General features: G+C 67.0%; 12 protein-coding genes and 1 pseudogene. 11 read left to right on the top strand and 2 right to left on the bottom strand.

Going from position 1 to position 17923, the window contains the following annotated elements:
- From HU735_RS20605 to HU735_RS20580, 6 genes are read left to right on the top strand one after another with little or no spacing between them, the layout of a single operon-like run.
- On the top strand, window positions 1-1008 hold the full coding sequence (locus HU735_RS20605; RefSeq protein WP_186715011.1) for a polysaccharide deacetylase family protein: 1008 nt from the start codon (window positions 1-3) through the stop codon (window positions 1006-1008).
- Window positions 1008-2312 (top strand): oligosaccharide flippase family protein, encoded by a 1305-nt coding sequence (locus HU735_RS20600; RefSeq protein ID WP_186715010.1) that lies wholly within the window; start codon window positions 1008-1010, stop codon window positions 2310-2312. The genes HU735_RS20605 and HU735_RS20600 overlap by 1 nt, the downstream gene beginning before the upstream one ends.
- Window positions 2309-4219: a hypothetical protein gene (locus HU735_RS20595; RefSeq protein ID WP_186715009.1), complete on the top strand. Its 1911-nt coding sequence runs from the start codon at window positions 2309-2311 to the stop codon at window positions 4217-4219. The genes HU735_RS20600 and HU735_RS20595 overlap by 4 nt, the downstream gene beginning before the upstream one ends.
- A 34-nt stretch (window positions 4220-4253) precedes the next feature.
- Window positions 4254-4943, top strand: a complete 690-nt coding sequence (locus HU735_RS20590) for an N-acetyltransferase (RefSeq protein ID WP_186715008.1) — start codon at window positions 4254-4256, stop codon at window positions 4941-4943.
- 4 nt (window positions 4944-4947) lie between these two features.
- A complete protein-coding gene (locus tag HU735_RS20585) occupies window positions 4948-6120 on the top strand; it encodes a GNAT family N-acetyltransferase (RefSeq protein WP_186715007.1) in 1173 nt (390 codons plus the stop codon).
- Window positions 6092-6868 carry a ChbG/HpnK family deacetylase gene (locus tag HU735_RS20580; protein ID WP_186715006.1) on the top strand — a complete coding sequence of 259 codons (777 nt, stop codon included), beginning with the start codon at window positions 6092-6094 and terminating at the stop codon, window positions 6866-6868. The genes HU735_RS20585 and HU735_RS20580 overlap by 29 nt, the downstream gene beginning before the upstream one ends.
- Here the strand turns inward: HU735_RS20580 and HU735_RS20575 are convergent.
- The gene (locus HU735_RS20575; RefSeq protein ID WP_238349869.1) at window positions 6865-8919 is read right to left on the bottom strand and encodes an EAL domain-containing protein; all 2055 of its coding nucleotides are present in this window, start codon (window positions 8917-8919) and stop codon (window positions 6865-6867) included. The genes HU735_RS20580 and HU735_RS20575 overlap by 4 nt on opposite strands.
- Before the next feature lie 325 nt (window positions 8920-9244).
- Here HU735_RS20575 and HU735_RS20570 point away from each other — a divergent pair, with 325 nt between their 5' ends.
- From HU735_RS20570 to HU735_RS20555, 4 genes are all read left to right on the top strand, one after another.
- Window positions 9245-12373: a DUF6543 domain-containing protein gene (locus HU735_RS20570; RefSeq protein ID WP_186715004.1), complete on the top strand. Its 3129-nt coding sequence runs from the start codon at window positions 9245-9247 to the stop codon at window positions 12371-12373.
- A gap of 97 nt (window positions 12374-12470) precedes the next feature.
- Window positions 12471-14090 carry an NADP-dependent glyceraldehyde-3-phosphate dehydrogenase gene (locus HU735_RS20565; protein WP_050705448.1) on the top strand — a complete coding sequence of 540 codons (1620 nt, stop codon included), beginning with the start codon at window positions 12471-12473 and terminating at the stop codon, window positions 14088-14090.
- A gap of 270 nt (window positions 14091-14360) precedes the next feature.
- Window positions 14361-14828 carry a VOC family protein gene (locus tag HU735_RS20560; protein ID WP_186715003.1) on the top strand — a complete coding sequence of 156 codons (468 nt, stop codon included), beginning with the start codon at window positions 14361-14363 and terminating at the stop codon, window positions 14826-14828.
- Between the two features lie 87 nt (window positions 14829-14915).
- On the top strand, window positions 14916-16109 hold the full coding sequence (locus tag HU735_RS20555; protein ID WP_186715002.1) for a hypothetical protein: 1194 nt from the start codon (window positions 14916-14918) through the stop codon (window positions 16107-16109).
- Between the two features lie 86 nt (window positions 16110-16195).
- On the opposite strand, the gene yiaY is transcribed toward HU735_RS20555, so the two are convergent.
- Window positions 16196-17344: an L-threonine dehydrogenase gene (gene yiaY / locus HU735_RS20550; protein ID WP_186715001.1), complete on the bottom strand. Its 1149-nt coding sequence runs from the start codon at window positions 17342-17344 to the stop codon at window positions 16196-16198.
- Window positions 17345-17699: 355 nt separating this feature from the next.
- On the opposite strand from yiaY, the pseudogene HU735_RS20545 reads away from it, so the two are divergent.
- Window positions 17700-17923: pseudogene (locus tag HU735_RS20545) on the top strand (type VI secretion system tip protein VgrG); the annotation flags it as partial.

Genomic DNA, 17923 nt, shown 5'->3' with positions numbered 1-17923 from the left:
ATGCCGATCAAGACCCACATCAAGCAGGCCAGTGGCTGGTTCTATTTCAAGTCGCCGCGTGGCCGCGCCGAACTGCGCGGCGCCGGAGTGATCCTCATGCTGCACCGGGTGCTGGCCGATGACGCCAGCGCCGCCCTGCCCCATCGCAACGAGCTGTGCGTCGGCCCCCGGGCCTTCGAAGGGCTGCTGCGCTGGCTGCCCCGGCACTTCGACTGCGTCAGCCTCATGGACTTGCTCAAGAGCCACGAGGAGCCCCGCGGCGATACCCGCCCCAAGGTGGCCCTGACCTTCGACGACGGCTGGCGCGACAATGCCGTCAACGCCTTCCCGCTGCTGCAGCGCCACCAGGTGCCGGCGAGCATCTTCCTGTCCACCGACTACATCGGCAGCCGCCAGCGCTTCTGGTGGGAAAGCGTCGGCGAAACCCTGTGGGGCAGCCATGGCGAGGAGGCCCGTCGGCAACTGATCGAGCGCCTGCGCAAGCTCGGCCGGCCACTGCCTGCGGCCTACTTCATGCACGACCACAGCAAGGCCCGCAGCCTGGTGCTGGCGCGCTACCTGCAGACCCTCAAGAGCCTCAGCCCCCAGGCCCTGCATGTGCTGACCGACGCCTGCCCGCCGGAGTCGCTGCCCCAGGCCATGGACTGGCAGCAGGTGCGCGCCCTGGAGGATTCCGGCCTGGTGCGCTTCGGCCCCCACGGCGCCAGCCATGCCCTGCTGCCGTACCTGGACGACCACCGCCTCAACGAAGAGCTGCAACGCAGCCACGCCGCGCTCAACGAAGGCTGCCGCGAACCGCTGCCGGTGTACTGCTACCCCAACGGCGACCACGACGAGCGCGTGCGCGCGCGGGTCGCCGCGCACCGCTACCCCTACGCCCTGAGCACCCGCCCGGGGATCTGCCAGGGCCAGGACGACCCGCTGGCGCTGCCGCGCATCGGCGTCAGCCAGCGCAATGCCAGCCGGCCTTCGTTGCTGGCCTGGCGCATCAGCCGCGGAGAACGCTGATGAACCGCAACAGCTACCTGCGTCACCTGGCGCTGAGCATGGGCACAAAGCTTGCGATGATCGCCCTGCGCCTGCTGCGCAACGTGCTGCTGGCGCGCATCCTCGGGCCCAGCGAGCGCGGCCTGTTCGCCCTGCTCAGCACCTTGCCCGACCTGATCAGCGCCGCCACCAGCGGCGGCCTGAACAGCGCGGTCGGCTACCAGGCGGCCAAGCAGCGCGACATGGGCCTGCTGCTGAGCCAGGTGCTGGTCTATGGCTGCCTGCTGGCCGGGTTGCTGACCCTGATTTGCGTGTTCCTGGTGCGCGAGTTCGGCACCGACCTGGAAATTACCGTGCAGCTGGGCCTGCTGGCCTGGCTGTTGCTGCTGGCGGTGCCGATGACCGTGCTCAAGAGCGGCCTGCTGACCCTGCACAACGCCAGCGGCGGTGTCGGCGCCTTCAACGCCCTGCGCCTGACCGAATCGCTGGCGCCGCTGCTGCTGTTCCTCGGGCTGTTCTGGATGTGGCGCGACGAGGCCCTCGAGGCCGCGCTGATCAGCTGGCTGTGCGGCATTGCCCTGGTGCTGGTGCTGGGTTTGTGGTGGCTGCGCCGCCAGCACCCGCTCACCCTGCGCTGGGATCGCGGCGGCCAGCGCGAGCTGCTGAGCTACAGCGCCAAGAGCCACCCTGACCTTTTGTTCCAGCAGGTGATCCTGCGCTCGGACTACCTGTTCATCGGCGCCATGCTCGGCAGCACCGCCCTGGGCCATTACGCCATGGCCAGCGCCGCCGCCGAACTGCTGCTGATCGTCCCCGAGGCGGTGACCACGCCGCTGATGAAACGCCTGCTGCAGCAGGACGCCGGCATGGAGCGGCTGACACCCCTGGCCCTGCGCCTGACCGCCACGGTGATGCTCGGCGCCTGCCTGAGCATGGCGCTGATCGGCCAGTGGCTGATCGTAACCCTGTTCGGCGCCGACTACGCGCCGGCCTATCCGGCGCTGCTGGCCTTGCTGCCGGGCCTGCTCGGCCTGTGCTACGCCAGCATCCTGCGCCTGGACCTGCTGGGCAAGAACCGTCCCGGCACCGTGTCGCTGCTGATGGGCGCGGGCGCCGCGCTGAACCTGGTGCTCAACGTATTGCTGATCCCGGCATGGGGCATCGTCGGCGCCGCGGCGGCCTCGTCCATCGCCTACCTGGCGGTCACCCTGGCCATGCTGGTGCTGTATTGCCGCCTCAGCGGCGTGCCGCTCGGCCAGACCCTGATCATCCTGCCCGCCGACCTGGCGCCGCTGCGCCAGATGCTGCAACGGAGGGCGGCATGAAAGCCCTGCTGCTGTGCACCGCGCTGCTGGCGCAAACGGCGCTCGCCGCGCCCGTGCAATGGGGCGAGATCCGCGATGGCAGCCTGTACCTGCTGCCGGCCCGCGCCGACGAGTTGCGCATCCAGTGGCGCCCGGCCTGGCAGGCCGACGCCAACCCGGAGCGCCTGTACCTGCTGGACGGCCAGGGCCGCCTGGCCGGCGAACGGCACATCGAGGCCGCGCAGGTGCGCGGCGAGCAGCGCTGGCCCCTGGCATCGGGTGGCGGCACTTATCGCCTGGAAGTGCCCGGCTACAGCTTCCGCGACTACCGTATCCAACACGATGCCAGCACCCGTGCGCTGTTCGCGCCGGCCAAGGTGCACTTCAGCGCCGAGGTCGGGCCGGGCGTCGAGCTGTACTTCCGGGTCAAGGCCGGCGAACGGGCGGTGTTGGCCGGCAAGCACCACGGCGGCGTCCACGGGCTGTTCGCCGAACGCCTCGGTGACGGTCGCCGCGTGCAGTTGCCGCTCAAGCCCTACCGCGCCTACTGGCGCTTCGACCAGCTGCCGCTGCCGGTCAGCAGCCGCGACGAGACCTGGCGCCTGGGCCTGCAGGGCAGCGGCAAGGCGGCGTTCTGGCTCGACGGCAGCGCCAACCTGTTTGCCCAGCGTGCTGACGACCTGGGCGACCTGCCCCAGCAACCAGGCCAGGTGCGCCTGGCCCTGGGCAGCAAAGTACTCGGCCCCACGCCAAGGCTAGGGGTTGCCCTGCCCTATGTGCTGCCGCCGGCCTCGAGCTTCGCCGCCCTGGACGCCCTGCGGCCCCAGGCCGCCGGGTTCTACAGCTTCGTCGACGTGCTGCAACGCCAACCCAACTTCGAGAACGCCTGGCGCAAGCTCTACCAGGAACGTTTCGGCATCCTCCAGGACATCACCCTGCTGGCCGGCAGCGCCCGGGTCGCCGACCTGCGCAGCGACCGCACCAGCAGCGATGGCCTTGACGCCTGGCTCGAGGCGACCAAGGCCCTGGGCGGCAAAGGCATCCACTACCTGGCCTTTGCCGACGAGCCCAACCTCAACTACCGCGACTACGCCAGCTACCGTGACTTCTTCCAGGCCATGGCCAGGCGCGTGCGCGATTACCCCGGCGCCCGCGAGGCCGGCGTGCGCATCGCCATGCCGGCCTCCTCGCGCCTGCTCGGCGGGCCCTTCACCGACGACGGCAAGCAACGCCGCGGCATCGACTGGGCGCGGCGCCTGCTCGCCGAACAGGGCGCACAGATCGACGCCCTGGCCTGGCACGAATGGATGGTCCGCGACCTGCTCGCCACCCGCAGCTACCGCGACAACGTGCGCCAGGCCGCCGGGCTGGTGGGCCTGGACGACCAGGGCCGGCCACGCAAGGCATTGCTGCTGGACCAGACCAACCTGTCCAGTGGCTCGAGCCTCAGCCCCTACGAACAGAACACCCACTACGCCGGCCTGTGGTGGACCTCGGTGGTGATCAACGCCGCCGGTGACGGCCTGCTCGACATGCTCAACTGGTTCCATGTCGCCGACGAGCCCGAATGGCCCAAGGGCATGCTGCGCGATACCGGCGAGCAGCGCTACGAACTCAAGCCGGTGGGCCTGGCCCAGCAGTTCATCCAGCGCCACTGGCTGGACCAGGTGCTGGCCCTGGACAACGACGCCTTCGAGGTCGACGCCCTGGCCATGGCCCGCCAGCACCAGCGCAGCCTGCTGGGGGTGAACAAGGCCGAGCGCCTGCAACAGGTGGCGCTGGCCCTGGGCGACTGCCCCGCCGGCCAGCTCGAACTGTTCGGCCCCGACAACCAGAGCCGTCGCGCCAGCTTCAGCTGCGCCGATGGCCAGGTCCGTTTTCAACTGCCAGGGCAGACCGTATTCGCCCTGACCTGGAGCGCGTCATGAGACGCACCTCGATCAGCCATGCCCAGGAGGCACCATGACTGCATTCACCAAGATCCAGGACCGCATCAAGCGCAAGGGACTGCGCGACACCCTCGGTAGCGCCTTCCGGCACTACGTCTTCTATCATTGGGAACTGCTGTGGATGGAGCGCGACCTGGTCAGCCCGGTGCCGCCGCACCGGCTCAAGCCTTACGGCAGCCTGCGCGTCGAAAGCATCACCGTGCACAACGTGCAGGCCTTCGCCCGTCACTTCGGCGACCGCGTCGAGACCATGCGCGAGCTGGCCGCCGAAGGCCATACCGGACTGATGTTCCTCGACGACGACAACGACGCCGTGGCCTTCATCTGGGGCAGCAGCCGCCACTACCACGACCGTCACTACTATGGCTGCTGGTTCCCGGTCGGGCCGGGCGAGTTCTTCGAGTTCGGCGGCGAGCTGATCCGCAAGTACTGGGGCACCGAGCTGTCGGTGGACCTGCAGCTGGCGCTATGGAAAGCCATGGCCTCCCAGGGCTGCACCAAGGTGGTGGACGTGTGCGAGCAGCACAACATCCCGGCGCTCAAGCTGCACCTGCGCATGGGCTATAAGGAGCAAGGACGGATCATGAACGTGTACTGCCTGTTCGGCCGCTGGAGGTTCTACCGCGAGAGCCGCTACACCACCTCGCGCCTGGAGCCACTGCGCAAACCGGAGGCTCCGGCCTCCTCGGCCACGGCGGGCTGAAGCCATGGCCCTGCAGCTCAGATGGTGCGCCTCGCTGCGCAGCGACGACTTCCCCGCCGCCGACTACGAGGCGCTGCGCCGGCGCCTGCCCGGCAGCACGCCGTTCAATCACCTCGGCTGGCTGCGCGCCGCCGAGGCCGCCCTGCTGCCCAGCCAGCGGCTCGGCGTGCTGCTCGGCTTCCAGGACGAACGCCTGTGCCTGTGCCTGCCACTGGTCCGCGCCCGGGAGCCCTTCGGCCCGCTGTTCGCGCCGGTGGTACGCCACCTGGGCTATCCGCTGAGCGACCGCATCGCCCTGCTCATCGACCTGCCGGCGCTGTACGCCGACCAGGTCCTGCAGGCCATCCGCAAGCACATGCCCCATGCCCTGCTGCAACTGAACGAGGTGCCAGACAACGCCGAGCACGAAGGCTGGCTGCGCCAGTGGGCCGGCGCCAGCTCCACTTGGCAGCAGCGCCTGACCTGCCGCGTGCCGGTGCACCGCATCAACGAACAGGATCGCCAGGAGGTCAGCGGCGATCCGCGCTACAAGCTGCGCCGCGCGCGCAAACGGATCAACGCCTGCGGCGCCAGCGTGCGCCGGGTCATGGCCACCGCCGAGAACATGGGTGAACTGCTCGACGCCATCAGCGCCGTCGAGGCCGTGAGCTGGAAAGGCGACGACGAGGTCGGCATTTTCTCCGGCCCCCTGCGCCGCCAGTGGATGGACCAGGCCTTCACCGCGCTGGCCGGCGAAGGCCTGGTGTGCCTGGTGCTGCTGGAGCTGGACGGGCGCTGCATCAGCTACCGCCTGGGCCTGGTGGAGCGCGGCCGGGTCTACGACTACAACCTCGCCTTCGTGCCCGAACACCGTGACTTGGGCAGCGGCCGCGTGCTCCTGGAGGAGTGGATCCACTGGGGCCTGGATGCGGACTGGAAATGGATCGACGCCTCGCGAGTCAGCCTGGACAACTCCAGCCACCAACTGCACGAACGCATGACCGGCCAGCTCGAACAGTGGCGCCTGAGCAGCTACAGCTGGCGTCCCGACGGCGTGCTGCTGGGCCTGGCGCAGCGCTGCTGGCACTGGCTCAAACCACGCCTGCGCAGGCGCTCGCCGCGCAACGAAGCCGATGTTGTCGCCCCCACCCCGTCACAGGAGCGCCCGGATGCCATCCCAGGTCATAGTCAACGCTGACGATTTCGGCCTCAGTGCCCACACCAACGCGGTCATCCTGCACGCCTTCCAGGCCGGACTGATCAGCTCGGCCACGGCCATGGCCAACATGCCGGCCTTTGCCGCCGCCTGCGCGTTGGCCCAGCAGCCGGCGCTCAAGGGACGCATCGGGCTGCACTTCAACCTCACCTACGGTCGCCCGCTGAGCCAGGCAATCCTGGCCGAGCCACGCTTCTGCACGCCCCACGGCGAGTTCGACCTGCGCCTGAAGCAACGCACCCTGCGCCTGTCACGCCGCGAGCGAGCCGCCGTGGAAGCGGAGCTCGAGGCCCAATGGAAACACTGCCTGGATCATGGCCTGATGCCCAGCCACCTGGACTCGCACCAGCACGTGCACAACATCTGGCCGGTGGGCACCGTCGTCGCCCGCTTCGCCCGCGACCAGGGCGTGCCGGTGCGCCTGGCGCGCAACCTCGGGCACAACATCGGGCCGGCCAAGCGCGCGTTCAAGACCCTGCTCAACTGGCGCCTGCGCCAGCTCGCCGGGAGCACCGCCGACTTCGTCTGCACCCCGGCCGACCTCAAGGCCGGCCTGGCCCCCGCGCATGGTGTGCTGGAGCTGGTGGCCCATCCCAGCGCGCTGGGTGGGCATGATTTCGGCGACGCCTACCTGGCCAGCGGCGAATCGCTGCTGGCGCTGGTCGAGCAGCGCCTGGGACAGGTGCCGCGGGTGGGGTATGCGAGCCTGAGCATCGAGCAAGCGAGCTAACGCCCCGGCGGCCGATGCCGCCGTTCATGGTTCTCGGCCAGCCAGCGACGTAGCGCCTCGGCCGGCATCGGTCGCCCGAGCAGGAAGCCCTGGCCCTGGTCGCAGCCGGCATGGCGCAGGAAATCGTACTGTTCCTGGGTCTCGATGCCCTCGGCGGTGATGCGAAAACCCAGGGCGTGGCCAAGGTCGATGATCGCCCTGGCGATGGCCACTGCGTCATCGTCGCCGGGCAGGTCCTTGATGAAGGCGCGGTCGATCTTCAGGTGATCGATCGGCAACGCGCGCAGGTAGGCCAGCGACGAATAGCCGGTGCCGAAGTCGTCCACCGCCGTGGCCACGCCCATGGCCTGCAGCTGCGCCAGCACCGCGCAGGCCTGTTGCTGGCTCTCCATCAGCAGGCTCTCGGTGATCTCCACTTCCAGCAGGTTGGCCGGCAGGCCATGGCGCTCCAACGCCGAGGCCAGGCTGGTGACGTAGTCGCTGCGCTCGATCTGCAAGGCCGCGACGTTGATCGCCAGCGGTCCGGGCAGGCCGTCGCCGGCGCGCCACTCGGCCAGCTGTGCGCAGGCCAGTTCCAGCACCCGCTCGCCCAGCGGGATGATCAGCCCGGTGCGCTCGGCCAGGGGAATGAACTCCCCCGGCGAGACCAGGCCATGCTCGGGGTCGCGCCAGCGCAGCAGGGCCTCGACGCCCTCCAGCTGGCCGCTGAACAAATCGACCTTGGGCTGGTACCACAGCTCGAATTCGTTGTGCTCCAGCGCCCGACGCAGGTTGCGTTCCAGCTCCAGGCGCTGCTGCAGGCGCTCGGTCATGTCCGGGTGGTAAGGCCGCCAGGCATCGCGCCCGGCTTCCTTGGCCGCGTACATGGCGGTGTCGGCATGGCGCAGCAGGCTGTCGGCGTCCTCGCCGTGCTGCGGGCACCAGGCCAGGCCGATACTGCCGGTGACCAGGGCGGCGTTGCCATTGAGGTCGAATGGCCGCTGCAGACAGCGCAACAAGGCACGGACCTGGTGGTTCACCTGGCCCTGGGCGCCTTGCAGCATGAACACGAATTCGTCGCCGCCCAGGCGGCACAGGCGGTCCTGGCTGTCCAGTTCCTGCAAGAAGCGCGCGGTCGCCTGTTGCAGCAACAGATCGCCCATCGGATGCCCGAGGCTGTCGTTGACCTGCTTGAAACCGTCGATATCAAGCATCAGCACCGCCAGGCCATGCCCCTGCAGGATCGCCGCGCCCAGCTGCTGCTGGAACAGGATCCGGTTGGGCAGCCCGGTGATGGTGTCGTAGTGGGCCAGGCGTTCGAGCTGGGCCTGGTAGCGCTGCAGCTCGCGGTTGCGCTGCTCGAGCAGGCGCTGCTTGCGGTTGAGCTGGGCGACGAACAGGCTGAACAGCCCCGTGCAGCTCAAGGCGAACAGGAACAGCGGCGAGCCGAACAGGTCCAGCCCCGACCAGCCACCCCGTGGCGCCGCCACCAGTTGCCAGACACCGCCCGGCACTTCCACGGTCATCTTCACCTGCGACGTGTCGAACAGCTTCGGATCGCCCCAGATCAACGCACCCTCGGCGCCCTTGCCGTCGCCGCCGCGCACGGCGACCTCGAACTCGGTATCCGGGCGCAATCCCGCCGTCAGCAGCAAGCGGTCGATATCGGCGACGATCGACACATTGCCCCAGTAGAAGCGCACGCCGCGCTTGCCAGTGACGAACACCGGGCGCCGGTAGACCAGCGCCCGGCCACCCTGGTACAGCAGCAGGGGACCGGCCAGCACCGGCTGGGCCTGGTCGCGGGCCGATCGCACCAGCGGGAACTGGTCTGGCAGCTGGCGATAGTCCAGCCCGATCAGCCGCTCGTTGCCCGCCATCGGGTAGACATCGCTGATCACATCCCCCGGCGCCAGTGCGATATGACGCATGTAGGGGACCGACTGCACGGCATCGCGGGCCATGCCGTGAAAGTGCGCCGGGCTGATGCCACCGTCGGCGCTGATCAACTGGGCGATGCCTTCGGCCTCGCCAAATGCCGCGCCCAACTGGGCTTCCAGGGTGCCGCGCATCCCTGCCAGGCGGGCCGCAAGATTGCCAAGTTGCTCACTGCGCTCGCGCTGCGCATCCAGGTGCCCCAGGGCCACCGACAGGCCGATACCCACCAGGGCGAGACCGACCGGCAGCAGGCGATTGAGCGATTGGCGCAAGGTCCCGGCTGGGGCTGGCGTGGGGTCTTGTGGGGGCTGGGGAGTGATCATAGGCAGGCGATGGCAGGCAATTACGCAGTTATCGGCGCTGCGCGGCCAATGTTGAGGTTTGTTTTGCCGGTACAAACTTGTACCTCCCACAGCCCCGTCACGGCTGCTCTGATGTGCGCTTTGCAAGGAGCCACAGATGACAGCGGATACCGTTCACCCACACCACGCCCTTCTGCAACGCCGACTGCCCACCTGGGCAAGGGAAGCCAGTGCCGAACACTGGCAGCAACTGAGCGACGCCATCCTGCCGGCGCAGGGCCTGCCCGGCGCCGAGGCGGCCTGGTTCGCCAATGCTGCGCCGCACCTGCGCGAAGCGGTCGAGGCCAGCCAGACACGCCTGATGCAGGCGCAACGCGCGCTGGCACGGCGCCTACGCGGCCTTAATAACATCAACGAATTCGCCGAGCCCCTGCTCACCGAACGCTTGCGCACGCAACACGGATTCAGCGCACCGCTGCGTAGTACATCACTGGTCTGGGTGAAGCACCTCTACAGCTTCCAGGTCTACCTTACCCACCACGAACACCGCAGTCTGCTCGAAGCCGCCTTGCACAACTTCAGCGACACCGTGACCTTCAGCCGCGACAGCGCCCTAGCCCTGGACAGCGACTGGCAGGTCAGCCAGACCGTGGTCACCGGCAAGACGACCCTGGGCGACAGCGAGACCGAAGTCGATATCGACCTGCCTTCGGAGCAGATCCAGATCAAGCCCCTGGCGCTGACACCCGAAGCGTTCGCCAGAACCTGCCGCGAGCTGGACCTCGGCCAGGCTTACCAGGATCACCTCGATACCGCCTTCGCCGCGTCCGGCGTGCGCCCGGCGGCGCTGCGCGTGTACCAGGACAGCCTGCGTCTGGCGGCTGACCTCGCCCGAGTCCGCAACCGCCTCAGTGGTGCGGGATGGGATGCGCTGCAGACCTTGCTGGAAAATGGCAAAGCATTGCCCAGTAGCCAACTGAGCCTGTTCGGCATCACCCTGCACGAGGCCGTCCTGATCGACATCGGCACTCCGGGCATCGTGCTGTACCTGCCGGGACAGGCAGACAGCCTGCGCGCCTTCGATAACCTCGAAACCCTGCACCGACAGTTACGCAGCGACCTGCAGCAGGAGCCATTTCGCCAAGGTTTCATGGCTTATGTGCCAAGCGAGCAGCAGGGCCAGTTCGCCAGTCGCCTGCGTCAGAATGCCGGTGGCAACCTGCGCTTGCGCACCCTGCCCATCGCCGCAGACCTGTACGACTTCCTCCACGACGACCACTTTGCACGCCTGAAATACGAAGCCCGACAACTGGCCGTGCCTACCGCGCAGGCCGACGAACAGGCGCTCAAGGCGCGCAAGGCCCTCTGGGCCAGCGCCGGCCTCGACATGCTGATGATCGCCGGCATGTTCGTCCCCGCATTAGGCACGATCATGACCGCGGTAATTGCCTACCAACTGCTGGATGAAGCCTACGAAGGTTATGAGTCCTGGCAGGTCGGTGACCGCGAGCAGGCCATGGCCCACCTCAAGTCGGTGGGCCTCAACCTGGCGCTGATCGGCGGGCTGCATCTGGCCGGCAAGACCGCGTCACGCCTTGCCGGCAGCCCGTTGATGGAAAGCCTCGAACCCGTCACCCTCGAAGACGGCAGCCAGCGCCTGCGGCGCGTCGATCAGCGTGACGAGAGCGTCCTGAAGAACGCCCTGAAGGGGCTGTATCTTCCCGAGCAAGCCAGCCTGCTGAGCGAGCGCCTGATCATCAACGCGATGCCGCAGCTGCCTGGCTGGCCGGAGCAACTGCGCCTGGAGCTGCGGGCCGCGTCCCCCCAAGGCCCGCTGCTGCTGGTCGCCGGTACCCTGGACGCCAGTCGTGTCTGTACCGTGCTCAAGTCTGCCGAGGGCTACGAAGCCTACCTCGGAGAACGACCGGTCCCTCTGCAGCAGGACCACGACCTCTGCCGTGCCATCGTGCAGGCCCTCTCCTCCGGCGACCGTGCGGCCCTTGGCCTGACGGCCACCAACATCGATGAACTGCGCCGCAAGATCCACGCGCTGGCCCTGTCGGAGCGAGCCATGGCCGGACGTCTACTGAACGACTCGACGTCGGGTTGGGGCAACCATGGTCAGTTACGCGGCGGTATGGACGAGCCTGCACCACCCGCACAGCGCATCGACGTCGGCGCGTTCTTTCGCCGCTACCGCGCGCTCTACCCCGAAACAGCCGATTACCAGGTCAACGAGCAACTGACCCAATGGTTCGAGGCCGGCCTGAATCCGGCACAGCAGCTCGCCGAACTGGAACGGCAACTGCTGGCGTTCCGCGACCAGATGCGTGCCTGGGCAGGCAACAACCCGCTGCGCCAGGCCGCCGCACGCCGGCTGGTAAGCAACTGGCAACGGATCTCGGAGTACTCAGAGGAAGAAGGCCGGGTCATCCACCTGATCAGCCTGACCGACTTGAACCTGACCAACCAGGACCTGGCCTCGCTGGCGTTACCTGATCGCTTCACCCATATCCAGCGCATCGACCTGGGCGCCAACCCCGCCCTGAGCGAGCTGCCCGCGGAGTTCCTCGAACGCTTTCCCGACTTGCAACGCCTGCACCTGATGAACTGCGGCTTCGAGCAAATACCAGCGGTCGCGGTGCCGCGCTCACTGGAATGGCTGGATATGCAAGGCAACAGCATCCTCTGGAACGACGCCAACCAGGTTGTCCTGGATCGCCTCGACAACCTTCGCCTGCTCGACCTGTCGCACAACCCGCTGGCCCGCAGCCCGGACCTGAGCCGCCTGGCCGCGCTGGACATGCTCAACCTCAACACCTGCGAACTGGCGGACTGGCCAGCCGGCCTGCGCAACGATGACGACTGGCGCCCCATCGTTTTCGATCTGCGCGATAACCGCTTCACCCATTTGCCGGACGACCTGCACCTGTCGCGGGTGGCGGGCCAGGCCCTGTGGCTGGAGAGCGCCGAACTCAGCGAGCGCGTCAGCCAGCAGATCCAGGCCTACTACGAGCGCAATGGCGTCGACCTGCTGGTGGCCGACGCCGAGTACGAAGAAATGCTGGAGGACACCGATGTCGACGACTGGAGCATCTGGAACGCCCTGCCGCTGCAATATCGCCGTGACCTGCGCGGGCTGCAGGACCTGCCGGACTACACTCAGCCGCAGCTGTGGCAGCGCCTGCGCACGTTCGCCGACCCACGGGCCATGGACTATGGCCTGTCGATCGGTGCGATGCGGCTGATGGACGCCGAGGTGTTCCCGCCGCCCTTCGAGGAATGACCGCGTGCGGCTGCGCCAGGCTGGCAATTTTCAGCCGGTCGGCGCATGCTCGCAGGCTGAAGCGTTTCACCATCCGGATTTGAGAGGTGCAGTACCCATGGACCGTCTGCTCGATTCGCTGTTTCCCGCCCCCGAGGACATCCCCGAAGCCTGGCGCCTGGGCGCGCCGCTGGAGCAACGCGACTATCTGGTCGGCGGCGAGCTGCGCCGCTGGGACGGGCCGCTGGCCACCGTGCGCAGCCCGGTATGGCTCAAGGAGGGCGACAGCGAACGCCAGGTGATCCTCGGCAGCGCGCCGCTGCTGGACGCCGACACCGCGCTGACCGCCCTCGACGCGGCCGTGGCCGCCTACGACAAGGGCCGCGGTGCCTGGCCGAACATGCGCGTGGCCGAACGCATCCAGCATGTCGAGGCCTTCCTGGCGCGCATGCGCGAGCAGCGCACGGCGGTGGTCAAGCTACTGATGTGGGAGATCGGCAAGAACCTCAAGGACTCGGAAAAGGAGTTCGACCGCACCTGCGACTACATCGTCGACACCATCGACGCGCTCAAGGACCTCGACCGCCGCTCCAGCCGCTTCGAGCTCGAACAGGGCACACTCGGCCAGATCCGCCGGGCACCGCTGGGCGTGGCGCTGTGCATGGGCCCCTACAACTACCCGCTCAACGAGACCTTCACCACGCTGATCCCGGCACTGATCATGGGTAACACCGTGGTGTTCAAGCCGGCCAAGTTCGGCGTGCTGCTGATCCGCCCGCTGCTTGAGGCCTTCCGCGACAGCTTCCCGCCGGGGGTGATCAACGTCATCTACGGGCGTGGCCGCGAGACCGTCAGCGCGCTGATGGCCAGCGGCAAGGTCGACGTGTTCGCCTTCATCGGCACCCACAAGGCCGCCAGCGACCTGAAGAAGCTCCATCCGCGCCCGCACCGCCTGCGCGCGGCCCTGGGCCTGGACGCCAAGAACCCCGGCATCGTCCTGCCCCAGGTCGACCTGGACAACGCCGTCGAAGAGGCCGTCACCGGCGCCCTGTCGTTCAACGGCCAGCGCTGCACGGCGCTGAAGATCCTGTTCGTGCACGAGGACGTGGTCGATGCCTTCCTCGACAAGTTCCAGCGCAAGCTCGCCGCGCTGAAGCCGGGCATGCCCTGGGAGCCAGGCGTGGCGCTGACGCCGCTGCCGGAACCGGGCAAGGTCGACTACCTCGACGGCCTGGTGGCCGACGCCACCGCCAAGGGCGCGCGGGTACTCAACGAAGGCGGTGGGCAGAGTCGCGGTTCGTTCTTCTACCCCGCCCTGCTCTACCCGGTCAGCCAGGACATGCGTGTCTACCACGAGGAACAGTTCGGCCCGCTGGTGCCGGTGGTGCCCTACCGCGACCTGCAGACGGTGATCGATTACGTGCTCGACTCCGACTACGGCCAGCAGCTGAGCCTGTTCGGCAACGACCCCGAGACCGTCGGCGCGCTGGTCGACACCTTCGCCAACCAGGTCGGCCGGATCAACCTCAACGCCCAGTGCCAGCGCGGGCCGGACACCTACCCGTTCAACGGCCGCAAGAACAGCGCCGAGGGGACCTTGTCGGTGCATGATGCGCTGCGGGTGTTCTCCATTCGTACTTTGGTGGCGACCAAGTTCCAGGAGGCGAACAAGGAACTGATCAGCGAGATCATCCGTAACCGGCAGTCGAGTTTCCTGACCACCGATTACATTTTCTAAAGCTTCACGCACTTCCCCTGTAGGAGCGGCCTTGTGTCGCGAAAGGGGCGCGCAGCGGCCCCAGATTTTCAGCGTAAAAGCATCAATCGCCGGGGCTGCTATGCAGCCCTTTCGCGACACAAGGCCGCTCCTACCCCGATCGCATAAACCCATAAACATGGTTTTTTATCGACAATCGATATAACGCGACTGTCGATTTTCCATCCGCGTAGACGACTCTAATCACCAGGCTGTTGCACACAACAACCCACGTGAAAGGAGCTTACGAAAATGCCAGTCAAACCCATCCCCGAAGGCCAGCGCAGCATCACCCCCTACCTCGGCATCAGGGAGGCCGCCAAGGCCATCGAATTCTACAAGCAGGCCTTCGGCGCCATCGAGATGTTCCGCCTCGAAGGCCCTGACGGCAGCGTCGGCCATGCCGAGCTGAAAATCGGTGATTCGTCGCTGATGCTCGGCTCACCCTGTGACATGGAGGGCGGCCTCAAGCCCAGCGAGGACATCGAGGTCCCGGGGGTCGGCCTGCACCTGTATGTAGAGGACTGCGACAAAGTCTATGCCCAGGCCCTGCGTGCTGGCGCGACACAAGTGCGCGAAGTGCAGGACCAGTTCTACGGCGACCGCAGCGGCACCCTGATGGATCCGTTCAACAACCTGTGGTTCGTCTCCACCCACAAGGAAGACCTCACCCCCGAGGAAATCCGCGCCCGCGCCGCCAAGCTGTTCAGCGGCCAATGAGCGGCGGGCTCCAGGCCGCGAGCTTCAAGTTGAAAGCCGCCGCGCTTTGCTTGAAGCTTGAGGCTTGTAGCTTGGAGCTGCCTCTCAATGCGTATCATCGAAAAATCCGGCGCGCAGGTGCACAGCCTGACCCTGGCCGAAGAGGAACTGCTGGCCAGCTTCGCCACCGGCACCCTGGCCGGCCCCCGCCTGCTGCAGGCCAACCAGTGGCTGATGAAAGTGCGCAGCGCCAACCAATGGTTGGCCTGCGATTGCCGCCAGGACGCCCTGCCGGTGCTCAACGTGTCGCTGAACGGCAACACCGGCACCCTGTTCCTGCGCAACAATCCCGACACCCCCGAACACACCCCGGGCTGCCCGTTCAGCAAGGATGAGCGCGAGACCGGCGCAAGCGCCGAGGACAACACGTCTCCCGCGGCCTGGCTGGCGCCGGATGCGCCGTTGCGGCTGCTCGGCGACTACCGCCGTGCCAGTGATGGCGAAGCGGCCGCCGGACCACGCGACCCCGGCGAGCGCCGCGAGCAGCAACGCCTGCTGTCGCTGCTGCTGACCTGGATCGAGGCCAGCGGCCTGAACGTCTACGCCACCCACCTGAAGAAGGACCTCACCGCCCAGTTCGCCGAGCTGCGCGGCGTCGCCGGGCGCTACCCGTTGCTGGAACGAGTGCCGGCCAGCAACTACCTGGAAACGCGCCTGGACATGAAGCACATGATGATGCTCAAGGCGCGCCTGCGCGAGGCCACGGTGTTCGGCAACCATCGCCGGCATGGCCTGCTGCTCGACTGCGTCGACCAGATCAAGGGCCGCAAGGTGTTCAACAACCGCAGCGAGGACGGCTTCGACTTCCAGGGCCATCACCACTACTGGGGCGGCAACCGCGCTTCAGGCCCCTTGCTGGCCCTGGCGCTGTACTCGCCGGCCACCGCCGGCAGCCATTTCTACGAACTGATCCATGTCGCCAGCGTGCCGGTGCTGTCACGTGGGCACCTGTTCCCGGTGTACCGCGACGAAGAGCGCGAACCGCTCAAGGCGCTGGTGTCGCTGATCGACTGGATGGCGAGCAAGGGGGTGAAAGTATTGATGCGCCGCCCGGTGATCGGCGGCCAGGTGATGGACGAACTGGTGCTGACCTCGGACCAGGACCGGGTGCTGTCGGTGTCGTTGCTGGAGCAGCCGATCGGGCCGGAGCCGGATGCCGAGAACTTCAAGCGCTACGCCGACTTCAAGAGCCTGGAGACCTTCCGCAAGTACGTGGCTGGGTTCTTCATGCGCGAACGCTGAGCAAGCCCCACAAGGGCCGATTTTCACGGCCCTTGTGAGAGCTGGCTTGTGTGGGAGCGGGCTTGCCCCGCGATGACTCGACCAGGCTAGAACGCCGCCTTGAAGATCGCCTCGATCTCCACCTGGCTGGCCACCCGCGGATTGGTCAACCCACAGGCATCCTTCAAGGCATTGGCCGCCAGCACCGGCACATCCTCGACCTTGGCCCCCAGCTCCGCCAGCCCGGCCGGGATGCCGATGGCCGCCGCCAGGTGCTCGATGGCCGAGATCGCCGCCCCGGCGCCCTGCTCCGCGTCCAGCCCGCAGACCTTCACCCCCATGGCCTTGGCCACGTCGCGCAGGCGCGAGGCGCTGACCTTGGCGTTGAAGCGCTGCACATGGGGCAGCAGCACCGCGTTGCATACACCATGGGGCAGGTCGTAGAAGCCACCCAGCTGGTGCGCCATGGCGTGCACATAGCCCAGCGAGGCATTGTTGAACGCCATGCCCGCCAGGAACTGGGCATAGGCCATGTTCTCCCGCGCCACCAGGTCGCCGCCGTCGGCGACGGCCTGGCGCAGGTTGTCGCTGATCAGGCTCACGGCCTTGAGCGCGCAGGCGTCGGTGATCGGCGTGGCGGCGGTGGAGACATAGGCCTCGATGGCGTGGGTCAGCGCGTCCATGCCGGTGGCGGCGGTGAGGCCCTTGGGCATGCCGACCATCAGCGCCGGATCGTTGACCGAGAGGATCGGCGTGACGTTGCGATCGACGATGGCCATTTTCACGTGGCGCGCCTCGTCGGTGATGATGCAGAAGCGGGTCATCTCGCTGGCCGTGCCCGCCGTGGTATTGATCGCGATCAGCGGCAGCTGCGGCCTGGCCGAGCGATCCACGCCTTCGTAGTCGCTGATATGCCCACCGTTGGTGGCGCACAGGGCGATGCCCTTGGCGCAGTCATGGGGTGAGCCGCCCCCCAGCGAGACCACGCAGTCGCAGCCCTCGCGACGCAGCATCGCCAGGCCCGCCTCGACGTTGGCGATGCTCGGGTTGGGCTTGGCGCCGTCGAACACCCGCGAATCGATGTCGCGCATGGCCAGCATCCCGGCGATGCGCTCGGCGACGCCGGCCTTGGCCAACCCGGCATCAGTGACGATCAATGCCTTGCGCAGGCCATAGCCGGCGATCGCGGTCATCGCCTCGTCCAGGCAGTCGATGCCCATGATGTTCACGGCAGGGATGAAGAACGTGCTGCTCATGGCCGGATCCTCTCAAGCTGACGGTAGGTTTTCAGCATCCGCCGGAATGGGCGTGGAGGCGTTGATCCAGGGCAAGACTGATGCGGGCCGGGGTTCGAAAAACGAATCTAGTTGTATCCGGCCGGACTCTTTCACCAAGTAGTAACAATTAATAAAACACCAACTAAGAAACATCCTACAAACCCACAAAAATAAGAACGCAAAGTTTATTTAATTATTTTAAACATCGTTCTAGCCTAGGCCTTCGTCTTTGCCAGGGGCATTTTCTTGCTCGCCATTTACAGGGTCCTACGGACTCTTCTGCAGCCCTGACAATTCCAGATAACAACTAGTTACATATAAACACTGGAGTGCCATGACCCACCAATCCAACCTGAGCTACCGCTTCGAGCCCCTGGCCAGCCAGGACCCGTTCGAGGTGGTCTCGTTCACCCTCGACGAAGCCCTCAGCACCCCGTTCACGCTGGTGCTCGAACTGGTCAGCTACGAAGACAACGTCGACTTCGCCCACCTGCTCGACAAGCCCGCGCTGTTCACCATCCTGCGCGGCCAGCGCCCGATGCGCTACGTACACGGCCT

It is taken from the genome of Pseudomonas sp. BW16M2, assembly GCF_014268865.1.
Lineage (GTDB): Bacteria > Pseudomonadota > Gammaproteobacteria > Pseudomonadales > Pseudomonadaceae > Aquipseudomonas > Aquipseudomonas peradeniyensis.
This window is presented reverse-complemented; position numbering and strand designations above follow the sequence as displayed.